Origin of the sequence: Alcanivorax sp. (genome assembly GCF_002733835.1) — a bacterium.
Lineage (GTDB): Bacteria > Pseudomonadota > Gammaproteobacteria > Pseudomonadales > Alcanivoracaceae > Alcanivorax.
In genome coordinates, this window is the sequence record NZ_NVWY01000018.1 from 1 (window position 1) to 20,175 (window position 20,175).

The following is a 20,175-nucleotide window of genomic DNA, read 5'->3' on the forward strand; positions in this document are numbered from 1 at the left end:
CTGGAAGCCACCCAGTCCGGCTACGAAGTGGGCACCCGTAACGTGGTCGACGTGCTCAACGCCCAACAGGCGCTGTACGCCGCCGAGCGCGACTATGCCAACGCCCGTTACGACTACATCATCAACTCCCTGACCCTGAAATCCACCACCGGCGACCTGCAGCAGGGCGACCTGGCGGCCATCAACCAGTGGTTGTCGGACACGGAAACTCTGAACATCTACCAGCCGGACCTGGAAGGCCGCAGCGACGCGCTGGTGCCGGATACACGTTATTGAAAGGCAATGTAGGAGCCATGCTTGCATGGCGAACCGAGCCCTAGCGAGGAAAAGGCGTTGCAGGATCCTCCGGAATCTCACCTGAGGAATCGGATACGCCTTCTCGCCCTGTGGTGCTTGTGCTTCGTTTCGTGAGGTTCGCCATGCGAGCATGGCTCCTACAACAGCCCCTGCTTTTACTGTTCACTAATCAGTTTAAGCCCCTTCTCCAGCGCCCCACGATTGGCTTCCACCACCGCTGCTGCCGCCTGCCCCTGACGCTGGCGTTGATCCGGATAACGGAACAGCGCCTGCAGGGCAATGGCCAGGGCATCCGCATTGTCCACCAGGGTCAGGGCACCGGCGTCATCCAGCAGATTGGAGATGGCGGTAAAGTTGTGCAGGTGGGGGCCAGTGAGCACCGGCTTTCCCCAGCCGGCCGGTTCCAGCAGATTGTGCCCGCCCACCGGCACCAGGGAACCGCCCACAAAGGCCACGTCGGCCACCCCGAACAACATCAACAACTCGCCCATGGTATCGGCCAGGTAAACCTGGGTGTCGGCGGCGATGGTGTCCTGCTTGCTGCGCCGGGCCAGGCCAAGTCCCTGCTGGCGGACCAGCTGGGCCACGCTGTCGAAACGCTCCGGATGCCGGGGCACCAGCATCAGCAGGGTCTGCGGTGCCGTTTCCAGTAGAGCCTTGTGCGCTGCCAGCACCGGCTCGTCTTCACCGGGATGGGTACTGGCGGCGATCCACACCGGACGCTCGCCAATAGCGGCACGTAAATCCCCTGCCGCCTGACGCACAGCATCATCCAAACTCATGTCGAATTTCACGCTGCCGATGGCATGGACCCGTTCCGGCCAGGCACCCAGAGCCACATAGCGTTTCGCCTCCACCGGGGTCTGCACCGCCAGGGCATCGAAGCGCGCCATCATGGGCCGCACCAGACGGGGAAACTTGCGGTAGCCCCGGTAGCTTTTCTCCGACAGCCGCCCGTTCATCAGCATCAGTTTGGCTCCGTGACGCTTCACCGCCGCACACAGGTTGGGCCACAACTCGGTCTCCAGCACGATCACCGTTTTCGGATCGAAAGCCCGCAGGAAACGGTTCAGTGCCGTGGGCAATTCCCAGGGGCAATACACATGGGTCACCCGGTCACCGAACAGGGCCTTGACCCGCTCCGAACCCGTAGGTGTCGTAGTGGTAACCAGTAGCGGAACATCCGGATAATCCGCCAGCAACCGCTCAATCAACGGCGCCGCCGCCAGCGTCTCCCCCACCGACACCGCGTGTACCCAAAGGCTGTTTTTCAGGGTGCCGGGGCGATAGCCCCAGGCCATGCGCTCTTTCCAGCGCAACCGATACGCCGGCGCCTTTCTGCCCCGCAGCCACAGGCGCAGGAAAAGGAAGGGCAGCAATAAATACCAGAGGAAAGAATAAAGGGTTCGCATGGGCTCTCTTGTTTTGGCGTGGTGCGTATCGCGTGCTTGCGTGTTAGCGGCTTCGCCTATGCTAGCATAGCCGCACTGTTCAACGATGGTGAGCCATGAGTGACTCTACCCTGAAACCTGACACACTCCGCCCGGACATTGTGATCTTTGGCGGCGGCATCGCTGGCCTTTGGCTGATCAACCGGCTCAACGCCGCCGGCTACCAATGCCTGCTGCTGGAGTCCGCCACCCTCGGCGGTGACCAGACCCTGGCCAGCCAGGGCATTATTCACGGTGGCCTCAAGTATGCCCTGGGCGGCAATCTGTCCAGTGAATCGGAATCCATTGCCGCCATGCCGGACCGTTGGCGTGCGGCCATGGCCGGCGACGACCCGGTGGACCTGCGCCAGCTGCAAGTACTGAGTGACACCCAACACATGTGGTCCAGCGGCTCCGTGGCCTCACGGATGACCAATTTTTTCGCCAGCAAAATGCTGCGTGGCCGCATTGAAAAGCTCAAGCGCGACCACTTCCCCAGTGCACTGGCCAACAAGGCCTTCAGAGGCAACGTCTACAAACTGGACGATCTGGTCATCAACACCGAATCGCTGATCGAGACACTTAGCACCCCGGTCCGCGACCGGCTGCTGGCGCTCGACAACGAACGGGACACGCTGGAATGGGATGAAAACGGCCTGCGCGCCGTCACGGTTAATGGTCAACGCATTGAACCGCGCCTGACCCTGCTCGCCGCCGGCAACGGCAACCCGGCCCTGCTCGACGGCGCCCATCAGGCCCACCTGCTGGAGCAGGAACACAGCCAGCTGCGCCCCCTGAAAATGGTGCTGGTCAAACATGATCTGGGTCATCGCCTTTACGCCCACTGTGTCGGCACCAGCAACAAGCCCGTGCTCACCGTTACCACCCACGACTGCCCCGACGGCAAGGTGGTGTGGTACCTGGGCGGCGATCTGGCGGAACGGGGCGTGGAGCGCAGCGAACAGGAACAACTGACTGCCGGCCGGGACGAACTCAAGCATCTGTTCCCCTGGCTGGATTTCAGCAACGCCGAATTCGCCACCCTGGATGTAACCCGCGCCGAACCCAGACAGCAGGCACTGGTAAAACCGGATAACGCCTACGCCCGCCGGGACCAAAACCTGATCATCGCCTGGCCCACCAAACTCACCCTGGCCCCGGATCTGGGCGACCGGGTCATGGCACTGATTGAAGAAAGCGGCCTGCAGCCGGGCGAGCCATTAACGGTACCGGCAGAACTAAAACAGGCGCCCATGGGTGTGCCGTACTGGCATACCTGTTTTTAACATTGCCCGAGGGGGTTACTGGAGACGTGTGAGGCTGAGTTGAAAGTTCAAAGTTTAAACGCGAGGCAGGGCTGTTCCGGTTTTTAACACTGGCGCTCCGCGACCACCAGCCATTGGGGCGCGGCGACAACATTAAAACCGGCACCCGGTCTATCCCGCGCTTTTCAACTTTAAGCTTTGAACTTTCAACTGCTTTTACCCCGCAACCCGCCCCCTCCTACCGTCAATACAGAGGACCGTCATGTCTTTCATGCGCCCGCTGGGCAACACAGGATTAACCGTCAGCGCACTCGGCCTGGGCACGGTGAAAATCGGCCGCGACAAGGGAGTGAAGTACCCCAACGGCTTCACCATTCCCAACGACAAGGCCGTGACGGAACTGCTGGCGCAAGCGCGGGATCTGGGCATCAACCTGATCGACACCGCTCCCGCCTACGGCCACAGCGAAGTACGGCTCGGCCAGCTGATGAGCCGGCGCCAGGACTGGGTCATTGTCACCAAGGTGGGCGAAGAGTTTGATAACGACAGTGGTGAAAGCCATTTCGATTTCTCCCCGGAACACGTTCGCCGCTCCGTGGAACGCAGCCTGAAACGGCTCAACACCGATTACCTGGATTGCGTATTGATTCATTCCGATGGCAGCGACCTGGCCATTATGGAGCAAGGCACCCTGGCCGCCCTGAACGAGTTAAAGAAGGAAGGCCTGGTGCGCACCACTGGCATGTCCACCAAGACAGTGGAGGGCGGCATTGCCTGCCTGGACCACGCCGACATGGCCATGGTCACCTACAACCTTCAGCACCAAGATGAAGTACCGGTGATCGAACACGCCGCCGCTCACCAAAAAGGCATCCTGATCAAGAAAGCCTTTGCCAGCGGTCACCTCAATGACACCCTTGCAGACCCGGTGCAGGAAAGTCTGAACCAGATCCTTGGCACCGCGGGCGTCAGCAGTATCATTGCCGGCACCATCAATCCCGTCCACTTGCGGGAAAACGTGGCCAAGGCCCGACAGGCCTGCAAGCAATAACAACAACAGGAAACCCCATGCGCTTTTGTCTGATGATTCTGCTACTCGGCACCTCCCTCGCGGCACAGGGGGATAACATATTACTGCTCCGCGAAGCCCCTCAGGGGTGCGAAGAAAAAGGGGAAGTCTCGGTGTCGTCGGGGAGCAAAATGCAGGGCATGCTGTTCAGCGATGCGTTCATCAATAACAACGTGAACAAGAAGCTCGCCAAGGCCATCAAGAAAGCCGGCGGCAACCGCGGCATGCTCAGCGATCGCCGTGAATTCATGATGGAGAGCCACTTCCGCGGTATTGAGCATATCGAGCTGGATGCCTGGGTCTGGCACTGCGAAGAAAAAGAGAGCTGAGCCTCAAAGCTCGCAGCTAGTAGCTCGAAGCTGCTTTTATCTCCGTCCCCAACGATTGCAACCCCGCCCAGTGACCTTGCTGATACCCCCGCTCCAGTTTCCCGGCATGGGTGGTCAAGCGATTCACCGGGAAATCCGGCTGCGGGGCAATCACGGTGAGATTGCAGTCTGCAGGGGGATTATCGATAAAATCCAGCGCCTGATTATAGGCATCCGTTCGCTTCACCATGGCCGCATACAGTGCCGGCATGTCACGCACCCAGGGCTTGAGTAGCGGTGTCAGGGCACTGGAACGCTTGCGGTAGCCCTGATGGCGGGACAACACCACGGTAATATCCCGCGCCCCCTGCTCGTAGGCCCAGCGCACAGGAATGGAATCCGCCAGCCCACCATCTGTCATCGGCTGCCCATCCACGGTGGGAAAATCCCGGTAAGCGAAAGGAATGGAACAGGACGCGGTCATCACTTCATCCAGATTCTCGGGTCGGGTCTGGAAATAACGGGGCGCACCATCCTCCACCGACGTGGTCACCACCCACAGCGGCACCTTTCCCTGCCAGTGCTGCTCCAGGCTTAACGGCACCTCCAGGCGCGATTGATGCCACAACCAGTGCACATCGCACAGATGCCCGCCGGCCATAAAACGCTGCCAGTTGATAAAGTCCGGACGGCAGGCATGGTCGGTGATGATCCGCCGGCTTCTGCCGTGGTCTCCCGCCAGATAACCAATCAGGTTGGTCGAACCGGCAGACACGCCCACCGCAAAATCAAAACCGCGATGCGGGTTTTCCAGAAACGCATCCAGCACCCCTGCAGCAAAAATGCCGCGCATGGCACCGCCTTCCACCACCAACGCACGCTGGGACATTCTCTTTCCTCCACCTCGGACCCGCGCAGACTCCACGCACCGGAGCCAACTGAGATAACGATGGCAGAGCGAATCAGCCAGTGGAAATAGAGCGTTACTGTCCCTGCCATCGTCATCCCTGATGCATCACATCCGCCTGCGGGGATTCACCTCGTGACGCCTGCACCGATACAGCGCAGCTGCATCAGGTTAGCGCATCCAGTCTCTTCCCTGGGGCACTTAGCATTCAACGCCACTGTTATTAATTATTGTAAAAACAACACGTTAAATATTTTTTGTTTGGCTGGCACCGCATTTGCACAAGTTCGAATACCAACTTGTGTACAACCAGGTGTGCTAACGAATGATTGGCTGGACTCTTCAACAATGGCAGGCGGCTTACCGCAGCGGTGACCTCACCCCGGTACAGGCCATGAAAAAACTGGCGACCTCACTACACGACAGTGAACGCGCCCTGTGGATCCACCTACTGGATGAGTCCTCCCTGACAGCCCAGGCTGAAGCACTGACAGATTCTTCTTTGCCCCTCTATGGCATTCCCTTCGCAGTGAAAGACAACATTGATGTGGCGGGCATGCCTACCACCGCTGCTTGCCCCGCATTCGCCTATACCCCGCAGCAAGACGCCACCGTGGTACGTCTGCTGCGTGAAGCCGGGGCTATCGTGGTGGGCAAGACCAATCTGGACCAGTTCGCCACCGGCCTGGTGGGCACCCGCTCCCCCTATGGTGAAGTGCCCAACCCGTTTAACCCGGATTATCTCAGCGGCGGCTCCAGCTCTGGTTCCGCCACGGCGGTGAGCCTGGGTCTGGTGCCATTTTCCCTGGGCACCGATACCGCCGGTTCCGGCCGGGTACCGGCCGCGTTCACCAATACCGTGGGCCTCAAGCCCACACGCGGTGCCATCAGCACCCACGGTGTCGTCCCCGCCTGCCGGACTCTGGATTGCGTCAGCATTTTTGCGCTCAGCGTAGACGACGCCCAACAGGTCTACCGGGTGATCGGCCAGTTCGACAACCACGATACCTACAGCCGCCCGGCCCCGGCATTACAGACCACCGGCCTGCCCGCACGCCCCACCCTCGGCATTCCCAAAGACCTGCCCTGGTTCGGGGACACCCAGGCCAAACAGTTATGGGAACAACAGCTGGAGCAGGTCAAACAGATTGCCGACCTGGTCACCGTGGACACCGCCGTGCTGCAGGATGCCGCCGCGTTGCTCTATCAGGGCCCGTGGGTCGCCGAGCGTTTCACCGTTACTGAATCCCTGTTGCAGGAAAAACCGGATGCGCTGCTGCCGGTGATTCGCGACATTCTCGAACCCGCCGCCACCCTCACTGCTGCCGACGGTTTCCGCGCCCAGTACCAGCTCGCCGCACTGAAACGCCAGTCGGACGCCCTGATGGAAACAGTGGACGCCCTGCTGTTACCCACCACGCCGGGGATTTACACCCGCGCCGCCGTTCAGGCCGACCCCATCACCCTGAACAGCCAGCTCGGCACCTGGACCAACTTCGTCAACCTGCTGGACCTGTGCGCCCTGGCACTGCCCGGCGGCTTCCGTGAAGACGGCCTGCCCGGTGGCGTGACCCTGATTGGCCCGGCCTGGCAGGACCATGCACTGGCCGACTTCGGGCAACGCTGGCAGCAGGCGCAGCCCTGGCAAGCCGGCGCCACCGGCCAACCCTTGCCGGATCCGCAACCCCACGCGGCCAATGATGATGACGACGACCTGATAACCGTTGCGGTGGTCGGCGCGCACCTTACCGGCATGCCCCTCAATACCCAGCTCACCGAACGCGACGGAGTCTTGCTCGAAGCCACTCACACCGCGCCCTGCTATCGCCTCTACGCCCTGGCCAACACAGTGCCCCCCAAACCCGGGTTGATCCGGAACGAGAAAAACGGCGGCGACAGCATTCCCATCGAACTGTGGCAAATGCCGGTAAAACACTTCGGCAGTTTTGTCGGCCTGATCCCCGCCCCACTGGGAATCGGCAGCCTGGAAACCGCCGACGGTCGCTGGGTGAAAGGCTTTATCTGTGAGCCCTGGGCCATTGACGACGCCACCGACATTACCGCGTTGGGCGGCTGGAGAAATTACATCGCGCAATTGAAGAAAAACGCCGAGGAGACACACTGATGTTGCAAAAAGTCCTGATCGCCAACCGGGGTGAAATCGCTGTTCGTATCTGCCGCACCCTGTCGCAGATGGGCATCACCTCAGTGGCGGTGTATTCCGACGCAGACCGTAACAGCCAACATGTCAGCGCCGCCGATGAAGCCGTGGCGCTGGGTGGGCAAACCGCCGCGGAAAGCTATCTGCGTACCGACCTGATCCTCAAGGCGGCCAAAGACACCGGCGCCGAGGCCATCATCCCCGGCTACGGTTTTCTCTCGGAAAATGCCGAGTTTGCGGAAACCTGTGAAGCCAACGGCATTGCCTTTATCGGCCCCACCCCGAAGCAGCTCCGTGAATTCGGTCTCAAGCATGAGGCCCGCGCGCTGGCGGAAAAAGCCGGCGTTCCGCTGGCCCCCGGTACGGACCTGCTACAAAGCCTGGAAGAAGCCAAACAGGCTGCCAGCGATATCGGTTATCCGATCATGTTGAAAAGCACCGCCGGCGGCGGTGGCATCGGCCTGTCGCGCTGTAATGATGAAGCCGAACTGGTGGCCGCCTATGAATCCGTGAAACGGCTGGGCGAAAATTTCTTCTCCGACAGCGGCGTCTTCATTGAACGTTTTGTCGCCCGCGCCCGCCATGTGGAAGTGCAAATTTTCGGTGACGGCAACGGCACCGTACTGGCTCTGGGTGAGCGCGAGTGCTCCCTGCAACGGCGCAACCAGAAAGTAGTGGAAGAAACCCCGGCGCCCAACCTGCCCCAGGCCACCCGTGAAAAACTGCATGCCAGCGCCGCCCGCCTGGGCCAGTCGGTGAAATACCGCTCCGCCGGCACCGTGGAATATATCTACGATGACCAGCGAGACGAATTTTATTTCCTGGAAGTTAACACCCGCCTGCAAGTCGAACACGGCGTCACCGAATCCGTATTCGGGGTGGATCTGGTGGCCTGGATGCTGATGCTGGCCGGCGGTGAACGTCCACCACTGGATGACGCCTACACCAGCCAGGGCGCGTCCATGGAAGTACGCATTTACGCCGAAGATGCCCTGAAAGATTTCCAGCCCAGCCCCGGCGAGCTCACCGAAGTCGCCTTCCCGGATAACGTTCGTCTGGACGGCTGGGTAGAGACCGGCACCGTGGTGAGCCCCCATTACGACCCCATGATCGCCAAACTTATTGTCCACGGTAACGATCGCCAGGATGCACTGGAGAAGATGCAAACCGCACTGGCGCAAACCCGACTGTCCGGTATCGCCACCAACCTGGATTACCTGCGCCAGATTTTGCGCGACCAGAATGTCATCGCCGGCACCGTCTCTACCCGTTATCTGGAAACCTTCCACTACACGCCCATGGCGTTCGAAATCGTTGACCCCGGCACTTACACCACCGTGCAGGATTACCCGGGCCGAACCGGTTACTGGGACATTGGCGTACCGCCATCCGGCCCCATGGATGATGTCGCCTTCCGCCTCGCCAACCGCATCGTCGGCAACCATCACAGCGCCGCCGGCCTCGAAGCCACCCTGGTGGGCCCGAGCCTGAAACTCCATTGCGACACGGTGGTTGCTCTCACCGGCGCACAATGTGACGCGCAGGTGGATGGCAACGCGATCAACCTCTGGGAGCCGGTTGCCATCAAGGCCGGCCAGACCCTGACCACCGGCAAGGTCGAGAGCGGCTGCCGAACCTACATTGCCGTGCGCAACGGTATCGACGTACCGGATTATCTGGGCAGCAAATCCACCTTTGTGCTGGGCCAGTTCGGCGGCCACGGCGGCCGCACCCTGCGCAAGGGCGACGTACTCGCCGTGTGCCAGCCCCAGCTGGCCGGCTGCCCCACGCCCGCACCGGTAGCCGACCCTCACCCGGCAGAAAAAAACCTGCTGCCCGACTACCCCCAACAGTGGGACATCAAGGTGCTGTACGGCCCCCACGGCGCGCCGGACTTTTTCACCGACGAGGCCATCGAGGAATTTTTCCAGGCCGACTGGCAGGTGCACTACAACTCCAACCGGCTGGGCATTCGCCTGGTCGGCCCGAAGCCGAGCTGGACACGCACCGACGGCGGCGAAGCCGGCCTGCATCCCTCCAACGTGCACGACAATGAATATGCCATTGGGTCCATCAATTTCACCGGCGATTTCCCGGTTATTCTGACCAAGGATGGCCCCAGCCTCGGCGGGTTTGTGTGCCCGGTGACCATTGCCAAAGCCGAACTGTGGAAAGTGGGTCAGCTGAAACCCGGCGACAGCATTCGCTTCTCGCCGATCAGCTTCGCTGAAGCCAAGGCACTGGAGGAAGCCCAGGATGCCTCCATCGAGAATCTGGGTGTTATTCCGGTGGTACAGCCCGCCATTGCCGATCACAACGCTGCCTGCACCTCGGCCACCATGCTCGCCGAACACGACGCCAAGGGCGACGTACCGCGTATCGTCTATCGTCAAGCGGGCGACAAGTACATCCTTATCGAGTACGGCGATAACGTGCTCGACCTGGCCCTGCGCATGCGTGTGCATGCGCTTATGGAAAATCTCAAAAGCGCCCCGGTCAGCGGTATTCTGGAGTTGTCCCCCGGCGTTCGCAGCCTGCAAGTTCACTATGATTCCCGCCTGATTGATCAGCCAACGCTGGTCAGCACTTTGCTGGAACGGGAACAGACCATCGGCAGCGTGGACGAAATGGTCGTCACCTCTCGCGTTCTGCATTTGCCCATGGCATTCGAAGACAGCGCCACCCTGGAAGCGGTGCAGCGCTACCAGGAAACCATCCGCAGTGATGCGCCCTGGCTGCCCAACAATGTGGAATTCATTCGCCGCATCAACGGCCTGGATTCCACCGAGCAGGTCCGCGACATCATCTTCAGTGCCAGCTATCTGGTGCTTGGCCTGGGCGATGTGTATCTCGGTGCGCCCTGTGCGGTGCCCATTGATCCGCGCCATCGCCTGATGACCTCCAAATACAATCCGGCACGGACCTTCACCGCCGAAGGCACCGTCGGGATTGGCGGCGTTTACATGTGCATCTATGGCATGGACTCCCCCGGCGGCTACCAGCTGGTAGGGCGCACCCTGCCCATCTGGAACAAACACCTGAAGAACAAACAGTTCCTGAATGGCGAACCCTGGCTGCTGAAGTTTTTCGATCAGGTGCGCTACTACCCGGTCAGCGAAGAAAAGCTAACCGAGATGCGCGACGCCTTCCGTCACGGCCATCTGGACATCGAGATCACCGAAGAACCCTTCAGCCTGGCCGAACACCGCCAGTTTCTGGCCGACATTGAACCGGAGATGGCCGCCTTCAACGCACGCCGTGATGCGGCCTACCGTGAAGAAGTGGCGCGCTGGCAAAACGAGGATGCCGCCATCGAATCTGCACTCATGGGCCATAGCGCAGATATCGGCGATGTGGATGGCCACCTGATCAATGCGGAAATCAGCGGCAACGTCTGGAAGCTACTGGTGGAAGAAGGCGCTCAGGTCTCGGTTGGCCAGCCTCTGGTCATCGTGGAAGCCATGAAGATGGAATTCGAGATTGTCGCCAACGCCAACGGCAAGATCACCGGCCTGCATTGCCAGCCTGGCGCCATCATCAATGCCGGCGATCCGGTCGTCGTCATCGACACCGATGCGGTGGCCTGAGGGATCAAGCATGAATGCGCGAGCGGCAAAAAAAACCGAGAACCTGGCAGAGCGAATCTATCTGCAACTGAAGCAGGACATTTTCGATTTTCGGCTAATGCCCGGTGACCGCTTCAGTGAAAACGAGATCGCCGAACGAATGGGGGTGTCACGTACCCCCGTGCGCGAAGCCCTGTTCCGGTTACAACGCGAAGCCTATGTGGATGTGCTCTATCGCAGCGGCTGGCAGGTCAAACCCTTCGATTTTAAATACTTCGAGGAGCTGTACGACGTGCGCACCATTCTGGAGTGCGCTGCGGTACGCAAGCTGTGCGAGCACGACGGCGAACTGTGCAAGCTGGACGACCTGGTTAGCCAGTGGTGCGTCCCCAGGGAGCAGAGACTTGACGATGGCCCTGTGGTCAGCGGCATGGATGAACGCTTTCACGAAAAGCTGGTGGAAGCCGCCGGCAACAGTGAAATGGCGCGCATTCATCATGACCTGACCGAGCGGCTGCGCATCATTCGTCGCCTGGATTTCACCAAGCCACCACGGGTGGATGCCACCTACAACGAACATCAGGCGGTGCTGGAAGCCATCCTGCACCGCCGGGTGGAGCAGGCACAGATTCTATTGCGTGCTCACATTGAAGAGTCCCGTAACGAAGTCAGAAAAATCACCGTGCATATGCTGCACGAAGCCAGTGCACGCAGTCAGTTGCACTCGGTCGATAACAACGTAAATACGGGGGAAGACGGCCAGCGCTCCTGATGCGCATCCGGCCACTTTGTTTGGGCAACGATTGCCGCCCAGGGAGTTCACGGAAATGGAAACGCCAACTTAAACGCAAGGGGAAACACCATGAGTTTTTCACAATCCATGAAGAAACTGGCTGCCGGCGTTGTCGCATCCAGTGCTATTGCCTACAGCGGCGCCGTCATGGCCGCCGACACCATCAAGGTGGGGGTCTTGCATTCCCTCTCCGGCACCATGGCCATCAGTGAGTCCACCCTGAAAGACACCGTTCTGATGATGATTGAAGAGCAGAACAAGAAGGGCGGCATCATGGGCAAGAAGCTGGAACCCGTTGTGGTTGACCCGGCTTCCAACTGGCCGCTGTTCGCCGAAAAAACCCGCGAGCTAATCACCAAGGAAGACGTGGACGTTATCTTTGGCTGCTGGACGTCAGTATCGCGCAAATCGGTACTGCCGGTGGTGGAAGAACTGAACGGGCTGCTGTTCTACCCGGTGCAGTATGAAGGCGAGGAATCGTCCAAGAATGTTTTCTATACCGGTGCGGCGCCGAACCAACAGGCCATTCCTGCAGTGGATTACCTGATCAACGACCTGGGTGTCGAGCGCTTCGTTCTGGCCGGTACCGACTACGTTTATCCGCGTACCACCAACAAGATCCTGGAAGCCTACCTGAAATCCAAGGGGGTGGCCGAAAAAGACATCATGATCAACTACACCCCATTCGGGCATTCCGATTGGCAGAGCATCGTCAGCGAGATCAAGGCGTTTGGCAGCCAGGGCATGAAAACCGCCGTGGTTTCCACCATCAATGGTGATGCCAACGTTCCCTTCTACAAGGAACTGGGTAACCAGGGCGTCAGCGCTGAAGACATTCCCGTGGTTGCATTCTCCGTGGGCGAAGAAGAGCTGTCCGGTATCGACACCGGCCCGCTGGTCGGCCACCTGGCAGCCTGGAACTACTTCCAGAGCGTCTACAACGACAACAACGAAGCCTTTATCGACCAGTGGCATGCATTCACCGGTGACGACAAGCGCGTAACCAACGACCCCATGGAAGCCACCTATATCGGTTTCAACATGTGGGTGAAGGCCGTGGAGAAAGCCAAGTCCACCGATACCGATAAAGTGGCTGACGCCATGATCGGCATCCAGACACCGAACCTGACCGGCGGCACCGCCGTGATGAACGAAAACCACCACCTGTCCAAGCCGGTGCTGATCGGTGAAATCCAGGATGATGGCCAGTTCGCTGTGGTCTGGGAAACCGAAGGCCTGGTGAAAGGCGATGCCTGGTCTGACTTCCTGCCCGGCTCCAAGGATCTGGTCTCCGACTGGACCGCACCGACCCGTTGCGGCAACTACAACACAAAAACCAAAAGCTGCGGCGGCGCTTCAGCCGAGTAAGTCCCACAGACCGCACTCCGGGCAACGCCCGGAGTGCGCGTTACAAGAAAGACATGTGAACACCGTGAAAGCCAGCGGATGACCAGGAAATAGCGCCAGCCTTGAGGCCCGCCTTTCTTGCGTAATCCATCAGGCCTCTGGCCTCTGGCTTTCATTATTTAACGCCCTGTAAGGAGCCCGTCATGGGTTACAGATTTGGCCGAATGCTGACCGCAATGCTCGTTGCGCTGCTGGTCAGTGTGAGCTGGGCTGAAGAGCCGCTGCAGGACCCGACAGCGCCGCCCCGGACCACAACACAGAGCAGCGTGGATGGGATCGACATCCCCCCCCTGACGCTCCAGGAAATTATCAACCGGTTGACCAGCCGCAGCTTTGATAAAAAAGAAGCGGCTATCCGTCAATTGGCAAAGCAGGACAACCCACGTGTTGTACCGCTACTGAACGCCTTGATGAACCGCGAGCTGGTGCATAATCGCAAAGACGACACCATCGCGCTGGGCCTCAAGAAAGACGGCCAATGGGAACTTCGCGACCCTGAAAGTCGCCAGGTCATCGGCCAGGTGGATAGCCGGGCTGCGCGCCCGGTCATCATCAATAATCGCCTGCGTACCGTGATCAATAACCAGCTGGCGCTGGCCGCGCTAAACGACCCGGACAGCGATATTCGCTACCAGGCCGCCGGGCAACTGATCGGCAATGATGACCCGGAAATGCTGGCGGCACTGGCTGCCCGTCGCCACCAGGAAAGCCGCCCACGCGTTGCCGCGCAAATTGATACCGCCCTGAATATTGCCGCCCTGCACAGTGATGACCGGACGACACGGCTGGACGCCATCGACGCGCTTGCCGGCAACCTGCACCCGGAGGTGAAAAACGCGCTCAACACGCGTCTGCTGGCGGCCGACAGCTCGCAGGAAACACAGGCCCTGGAAAAAGCCATTGCCCGCATTGAAACCCGCATCGAGACCTTCCAGACCGCCGACACCGTGTTCTTCGGCCTGAGCCTGGGTTCCGTTTTGCTGCTCGCTGCCATTGGCCTGGCCATTACGTTCGGCGTCATGGGCGTCATCAACATGGCCCACGGCGAGCTGATCATGCTCGGCGCCTATACCACCTATGTGGTGCAGCAACTGCTGCCCAGCAGCCATGAGTGGTCATTGCTGATTGCCGTCCCCGCAGCCTTTCTGGTCTCTGCCTTTGTCGGCGTACTGATCGAACGGTTTGTGATTCGCTTTCTTTACGGCCGCCCGCTGGAAACCCTGTTGGCCACCTTTGGCGTCAGCCTGATTCTGCAACAGGCGGTACGGGTGATCTTCTCTCCGCTCAACCGCACCGTGATTACCCCGGAGTGGATGAGTGGCGCGTTGGAAATCAACCCGGTGTTCTCGCTGACCTACAACCGCCTGTACATCATCTTCTTTGCCCTGGCCGTATTCCTGGCCCTGCTCACCCTGCTCAAGAAAACCCGGCTGGGCCTGCAGGTCCGCGCGGTGAGCCAGAACCGCGCCACCGCGCGTGGCCTGGGCATTCGCAGTGAGCGGGTCAACGCCCTGACCTTCGGGCTGGGGTCGGGTATCGCCGGGGTGGCCGGCGTCGCCCTGGCGCAGCTGACCAATGTGGGGCCGAACCTGGGCCAGAGCTACATCATCGATTCCTTCATGGTGGTGGTGTTCGGCGGTGTCGGCAATTTGTGGGGCACCCTCACTGCCGCATTCAGCCTCGGCATTGCCAACAAATTACTTGAGCCCATGGCCGGCGCGGTCCTGGCCAAGATTGTCGTACTGGTCTTCATCATCCTGTTTATCCAGCGCAAACCGCGGGGCCTGTTCCCGCAACGTGGCCGGGCGGCGGAGGAATAACATGCGAGATTCAACATTCAAAAGCGCCTTTAACGACCGCACGGCAAAAACCTTCATGGGCGTGCTGTTCGGCGCCACCCTGCTGGTAACAGTGCTCAACCAACTGTTTCCTGCCGATTCGGCCCTCCATGTGAGTGCCTATACCGTCACCCTGCTGGGCAAGTACCTGTGCTATGCCCTGTTGGCACTGGCACTGGACCTGGTATGGGGCTACTGCGGCATCCTCAGCCTGGGTCATGGCGCCTTCTTTGCTCTGGGCGGCTATGCCATGGGCATGTACCTGATGCGCCAGATCGGTGACCGGGGGGTGTACGGCAACCCGGAACTGCCGGACTTCATGGTCTTTCTCAACTGGAGTGAACTGCCCTGGTACTGGCACGGCTTCGACCAATTCTGGTTCGCAGCGCTGATGATTTTGCTGGTGCCCGGCCTGCTGGCGTTTGTGTTCGGCTGGCTGGCATTCCGCTCCCGGGTCACCGGGGTGTACCTGTCGATCATCACCCAGGCGCTGACCTATGCATTGATGCTGGCGTTTTTCCGCAACGAACTGGGCTTTGGCGGCAACAACGGGCTCACCGACTTCAAGGACCTTCTGGGCTTTTCACTGCAATCCGACACCACCCGCGTGGGGCTGTTGATGGCCACCGCCGTGGCCCTGGCTGGCGCCTTCGTACTGTGTCGCTGGATTACCGGCAGCAAGCTTGGCCGTGTGGTACTGGCCGTTCGCGATGCGGAGTCCCGAGCACGGTTTGTGGGCTATCGCACGGAACATTACAAGCTGTGGATTTTCACCCTCAGCGCCATCCTCGCGGGCATCGCCGGGGCGCTCTACGTGCCCCAGGTAGGCATCATCAACCCCGGGGAATTTTCACCGCTCAATTCCATCGAGCTGGTGGTATGGGTCGCCGTGGGCGGACGCGCCACACTGTACGGCGCGGTAATCGGTGCCATTCTGGTGAACTACGGCAAAACCGTATTCACCGGCATCATGCCGGAAGCCTGGCTGTTTGCCCTGGGCGGGCTGTTTGTGGCGGTCACCGTCTTCCTGCCCCATGGGTTGGTCGGGCTGGTGTCGGAAAAATGGGACAACATAAAAAGCCGTTTTGCCTCCGGCGATAAATCACCAGGTTCGGAAAATGCGGTAGAAGGAGACCCGTCATGAGCGCACTGGACAACCTGCGCGAAACCTTTCGCCGTGACCAGGTATTCGATTTCATGCGACAGGGCACGCGCCCGGTGTTGCCGGGCCAACTCGATTCCGGCACCAGCAAGAACATTCTCTACCTGGAAGACATTACCGTCAGCTTTGATGGTTTCAAGGCCCTCAATGACCTGACGATGTATATCAAGACCGGTGAGTTGCGCTGCATCATTGGCCCCAACGGGGCCGGCAAATCCACCATGATGGATGTGATTACCGGCAAAACACGGCCCGATAGCGGCACCTGCTTTTTCGGCCAGACCCTGGACCTGACCCGCATGAGCGAAACGGACATCGCCACCGCAGGCATCGGTCGAAAATTCCAGAAGCCCACCGTGTTCCCGGAACACACTGCATTCGAAAACCTGGAACTGGCCATGCACGGCGCCAAAGGGCCCTGGCATTCCCTCTTTACCCAACTCAGCGGTGAACAAAAAAACTGGATTGAGGAAACCCTGTACACCGTCGGGCTGCTGGAGGATCGCAACAAGGTCGCAGGCCTGCTTTCCCATGGCCAGAAACAGTGGCTGGAAATCGGCATGGTACTGATGCAGAAACCACAGCTGTTGCTGGTGGACGAACCCATCGCCGGCATGACCCGCCAGGAAGTGGAACGCACCGGTGAACTACTGCAAAGCCTGGCCGGCAAACATTCGGTAGTGGTGGTTGAACACGACATGGAATTCATTCGCTCCATCGCCAGCACCGTTACCGTACTGCATCAGGGTAGCGTGCTGGCTGAAGGCACCATGGAGCAGGTGCAGAATGATCCGAAGGTGATTGAAGTCTACCTGGGCGAATAATCGAGCACTGTAGGAGCGCCACTTGAGGCGCGAACAAAGTTTCGATTTACCAGAAGCGAGTTTCGAAAGGCAAAAGAATTTTCGGTTTTCGCAACTCGTTACTCGCTTCTCGGTACTCTGAATTGAGAGCGGTCTTCGCGCCTCAAGTGGCGCTCCTACAGCGGCTTCGAACAATGTTACGGAGTAAAACCGTGCTGAAACTGAACAACGTCAACCAATACTACGGCGAATCCCACACACTCTGGGATGTGGACCTGGACATGAAAAAAGGCGAATGCCTGTGTGTCATGGGCCGCAACGGCGTGGGCAAGACCACCCTGCTGAAAACCATTATGGGCCTGCTGCCCGTAAAAGGCGGCAGCATTGAATTCAATGGCCAGGACTTTGCGCGACAGGCCGCCGAAGAGCGCGCCCGTGCCGGGATTGGGTATGTTCCCCAGGGCCGGGAAATTTTCCCCCTGCTTACCGTGGAAGAAAACCTGGAAACCGGTCTACAGGCACGCCCCGATCGCAGCAAAAAAATCCCGGACCGCATATACGATCTTTTCCCCGTGCTGCATGAGATGCGTAACCGTCGTGGGGGCGATCTGTCCGGCGGGCAGCAACAGCAACTGGCCATCGGCCGCGCCCTGGCGCTGGACCCTACGCTGCTGATTCTCGACGAACCCACCGAAGGCATTCAGCCCAACATCGTCGACATGATTGGCCGGGTAATCAAAACCCTGAACCGGCAGGAAGGGCTGACCGTGCTATTGGTTGAACAGAAACTTCACTTCGCCCGCGCCACCGCCGATCGCTTTGCCATTCTGGATCGTGGCAGCAAAGTGGCAGAGGGGAAGATAGGCGAACTGGATGACACCCTGATCAAGAGTTATCTGACCGTATAGGAGATACCGAGTTGCGAGTTGCGAGTTGCGAGTTGCGAGTTGCGAGTTGCGAGTTGCGAGTTGCGAGTTGCGAGTTGCGAGTTGCGAGTTGCGAAAAACATTGTCGCGGGGTTTTCGATACTCGCAACTCGAAACTCGCTTCTCCTCACTCAGCCCGCATTGCGCCACACATCCCGCAATTCGCCGTTTTCACCGAACAGTTTTTCCCGCCACTCGTTTTCCAGAGCAGACGTATCTCGTTGGTCCGGATGAAAATCCCGAGCGAAGAATTCCGGCATCAGCGGCATGATTTTGGTGATAAACCCTTTTCGGCCCAGCAACAACGTCACCCCTTCGGCAATATCCTTCCAGTCCGTTGCCTTGCCTTCCCGCGCCACCATCCAGGACCAGCTAATAAACAACCCCGGTGTCAGACTGCCAACCACCAGAGGTAGTGCCAGCAGGCGCTGATACCAGCGGTTGCCAATCAGGTTGTAGACATCGTACGTCACCGACTTGTGCTCCAGTTCTTCCAGCGCATGCCATTCCCACAACGCCAGCAACTCCGGGTCAGCCCGGCCACGGAAGTCCTCATCCGTAAGCAGCTGTTCCGCCAGTGACGCCGTAAAGTGCTCCATGAACGTGGTGCAGGCCAGCTGCTGGCTGGCGGGCAAGCGAGACAACAACCACAGCCCGGCCTTGACACTTTGTTCGGCAACGCGAGTATCAATGCCGCGTTCCTTGAGGAAAGCATTGAGGCGCTCATGTTCACGGCTGTGAATCGCCTCCTGGCCGATAAAACCAGACACTTCGGCCTTCAGGCGCTGATCGGCAATCCGCCCCCGATAGCGCCGCACCGATTCCACAAAAAACATCTCACCGGGCGGAAAAAAACCGGAAAGCACCGCGAAGTGCAGCGACGCCGTGGCGTTATCGCCGTACATGTAACGCGGGCTGTCCGCACGAAAACGGAAATTAATTTGCCGGGGAGGAATCCCCACGGTTGCTCCCGCGAGACGGCGCACCTTGCTCCCAAGCCGGGTTACAGCATTCATGACGGTACTCCCTGTTCAAGCGTGCCCAACGGGCGGTAAACATATTGGAAGCGTTTATCGCTACCACTTTGCCATTGATCAATGGCAAGTTAAGCATGAACAGAGACAGCCTCTGGCCCCATGTGCCAACGGCCTGTTTTATTGTGAATTTGGCTCACCGCCTGACCAGGGTAATCATGACCGCATCCAGCCCCTACATACCCGGCCACTATCTGCTCCAGCTAATGGAGTCAGGGCTGCTGCCCACGGCCACCACGGAGCGGCTGGAACGCCATCTTGAGAAAACCGGTCTCGACCCGCTGCAACTCAGCGACGCGCGGTTGTCTCCACAATCGCTGGAGGCCCTGTTGAATGCCTGGCCGGAAATCCAGCCGCAGCGGCTGGCGATCCTGTTCGGGCAACAAGTCACACTGACCAGCCAGGGCAACCTGAGCCTGCTGCTCATGACCGCACCAACGCTGCGCGATGCCCTGAAACTCCATGCCTTCCTGCCCCTGCTTACCGACGCCGTCAGCCTGCAGTTTTACGAAACCGCGCAAACCGGGCATATCCAAATCCAGCCTCACAGTGGCTCATCGCTGCTGGATGATGTCCTGGTGCTGTACGGGTGTGCCGCACTGGAACAGCTTTCCACCCTGTTAACCGGAGCCACCTTTGAACACCAGGTTCAGCTATCACAACAATACCGCCACGTTGTCGACGCGCTGGATGGCAAGCTGGCTGACCGTTGGACTGCCAAAGCGGTGGTATCCGGCATCACTTTTCCTGCCGCCGCGCTGGACCTGAAATGCCTGTTCGCCGACAGCATTACCCATCAGCGGCTGGTCAACCAATGCGCAGACCTGATGGCGAACAGACAGGCATTGCTGCCGCTGGTCTCACGTATCCGTCAGCTGCTTGACCAGGGGCACGCTGAGCCGAATCAAGAGAGTGTTGCCCAGGCCCTGAACATGTCACGCAGCACCTTGAAGCGGCATCTTTCCCGTGAGAACACACACTTCCAGGCGGTACTCACAAACATTCGCAAGGAAAATGCGGTGCGCCTGCTACTTGGCACCACCCACTCCCTTGAGCACATCGCCGAACAGCTGGGCTACAGCGATCAAACCAATTTCAGCCATGCCTTCCGACAATGGTCCGGGATGACCCCTGGCCAGTTTCGTAAACACAGCCAGTAAACCAGCATAGACAGACCACGGCGCACCTTTCACACTGCGCCTCCCATCA

General features: G+C 59.5%; 16 protein-coding genes. 13 read left to right on the forward strand and 3 right to left on the reverse strand.

All coding sequences use genetic code 11. From position 1 onward, the window contains the following. Positions 1-276, forward strand: a 276-nt coding sequence (locus tag COA55_RS09640) for a TolC family protein (RefSeq protein ID WP_290501838.1), incomplete at its 5' end; no start/stop codon positions are given. A gap of 176 nt (positions 277-452) precedes the next feature. Here the strand turns inward: COA55_RS09640 and waaA are convergent. Then, entirely contained in the window at positions 453-1,709 is a 1,257-nt protein-coding gene (gene waaA / locus COA55_RS09645) for a lipid IV(A) 3-deoxy-D-manno-octulosonic acid transferase (RefSeq protein WP_290501840.1), read from the reverse strand. Positions 1,710-1,804: 95 nt separating this feature from the next. Here waaA and COA55_RS09650 point away from each other — a divergent pair, with 95 nt between their 5' ends. The 3 genes from COA55_RS09650 to COA55_RS09660 all read left to right on the forward strand — a co-directional run bounded on the left by COA55_RS09650 (position 1,805) and on the right by COA55_RS09660 (position 4,390). Then, positions 1,805-3,013: an FAD-dependent oxidoreductase gene (locus COA55_RS09650; protein ID WP_290501842.1), complete on the forward strand. Its 1,209-nt coding sequence runs from the start codon at positions 1,805-1,807 to the stop codon at positions 3,011-3,013. A 241-nt stretch (positions 3,014-3,254) separates the two neighbouring features. Then, positions 3,255-4,043 carry an aldo/keto reductase gene (locus tag COA55_RS09655; protein ID WP_290501844.1) on the forward strand — a complete coding sequence of 263 codons (789 nt, stop codon included), beginning with the start codon at positions 3,255-3,257 and terminating at the stop codon, positions 4,041-4,043. Positions 4,044-4,060: 17 nt separating this feature from the next. After that, entirely contained in the window at positions 4,061-4,390 is a 330-nt protein-coding gene (locus tag COA55_RS09660) for a hypothetical protein (RefSeq protein ID WP_063519797.1), read from the forward strand. A gap of 16 nt (positions 4,391-4,406) precedes the next feature. Here the strand turns inward: COA55_RS09660 and COA55_RS09665 are convergent, their stop codons facing one another. Then, the gene (locus tag COA55_RS09665) at positions 4,407-5,258 is read right to left on the reverse strand and encodes a patatin family protein (RefSeq protein WP_290501846.1); all 852 of its coding nucleotides are present in this window, start codon (positions 5,256-5,258) and stop codon (positions 4,407-4,409) included. Between the two features lie 343 nt (positions 5,259-5,601). Between COA55_RS09665 and atzF the strand changes: the two genes are divergently transcribed. From atzF to urtE, 8 genes are all read left to right on the forward strand, one after another. Further along, entirely contained in the window at positions 5,602-7,401 is a 1,800-nt protein-coding gene (gene atzF, locus COA55_RS09670) for an allophanate hydrolase (protein ID WP_290501848.1), read from the forward strand. Further along, a complete protein-coding gene (uca, locus tag COA55_RS09675; RefSeq protein WP_290501850.1) occupies positions 7,401-11,024 on the forward strand; it encodes an urea carboxylase in 3,624 nt (1,207 codons plus the stop codon). The genes atzF and uca overlap by 1 nt, the downstream gene beginning before the upstream one ends. Before the next feature lie 10 nt (positions 11,025-11,034). After that, positions 11,035-11,775: a GntR family transcriptional regulator gene (locus COA55_RS09680; RefSeq protein WP_290501852.1), complete on the forward strand. Its 741-nt coding sequence runs from the start codon at positions 11,035-11,037 to the stop codon at positions 11,773-11,775. A 90-nt stretch (positions 11,776-11,865) separates the two neighbouring features. Further along, positions 11,866-13,164 (forward strand): urea ABC transporter substrate-binding protein, encoded by a 1,299-nt coding sequence (gene urtA, locus COA55_RS09685; RefSeq protein ID WP_290501854.1) that lies wholly within the window; start codon positions 11,866-11,868, stop codon positions 13,162-13,164. A gap of 182 nt (positions 13,165-13,346) precedes the next feature. After that, a complete protein-coding gene (urtB, locus tag COA55_RS09690; RefSeq protein ID WP_290501856.1) occupies positions 13,347-15,023 on the forward strand; it encodes an urea ABC transporter permease subunit UrtB in 1,677 nt (558 codons plus the stop codon). 1 nt (position 15,024) lies between these two features. Then, complete coding sequence (urtC, locus tag COA55_RS09695; protein ID WP_290501858.1) at positions 15,025-16,185, forward strand: urea ABC transporter permease subunit UrtC; 1,161 nt, start codon at positions 15,025-15,027, stop codon at positions 16,183-16,185. Continuing rightward, positions 16,182-17,027, forward strand: coding sequence for an urea ABC transporter ATP-binding protein UrtD (gene urtD / locus COA55_RS09700; RefSeq protein WP_290501860.1), 846 nt, complete (start codon positions 16,182-16,184; stop codon positions 17,025-17,027). Before urtC ends, urtD begins: the two co-directional genes overlap by 4 nt. A gap of 191 nt (positions 17,028-17,218) precedes the next feature. Continuing rightward, positions 17,219-17,914 (forward strand): urea ABC transporter ATP-binding subunit UrtE, encoded by a 696-nt coding sequence (urtE, locus tag COA55_RS09705; RefSeq protein WP_290501862.1) that lies wholly within the window; start codon positions 17,219-17,221, stop codon positions 17,912-17,914. A 149-nt stretch (positions 17,915-18,063) separates the two neighbouring features. On the opposite strand, the gene COA55_RS09710 is transcribed toward urtE, so the two are convergent. After that, positions 18,064-18,948: a metal-dependent hydrolase gene (locus COA55_RS09710; RefSeq protein WP_290501864.1), complete on the reverse strand. Its 885-nt coding sequence runs from the start codon at positions 18,946-18,948 to the stop codon at positions 18,064-18,066. Between the two features lie 176 nt (positions 18,949-19,124). On the opposite strand from COA55_RS09710, the gene COA55_RS09715 reads away from it, so the two are divergent. Next, positions 19,125-20,126 carry a helix-turn-helix domain-containing protein gene (locus COA55_RS09715; protein ID WP_290501866.1) on the forward strand — a complete coding sequence of 334 codons (1,002 nt, stop codon included), beginning with the start codon at positions 19,125-19,127 and terminating at the stop codon, positions 20,124-20,126. The last annotated feature ends 49 nt before the right edge of the window (positions 20,127-20,175 follow it).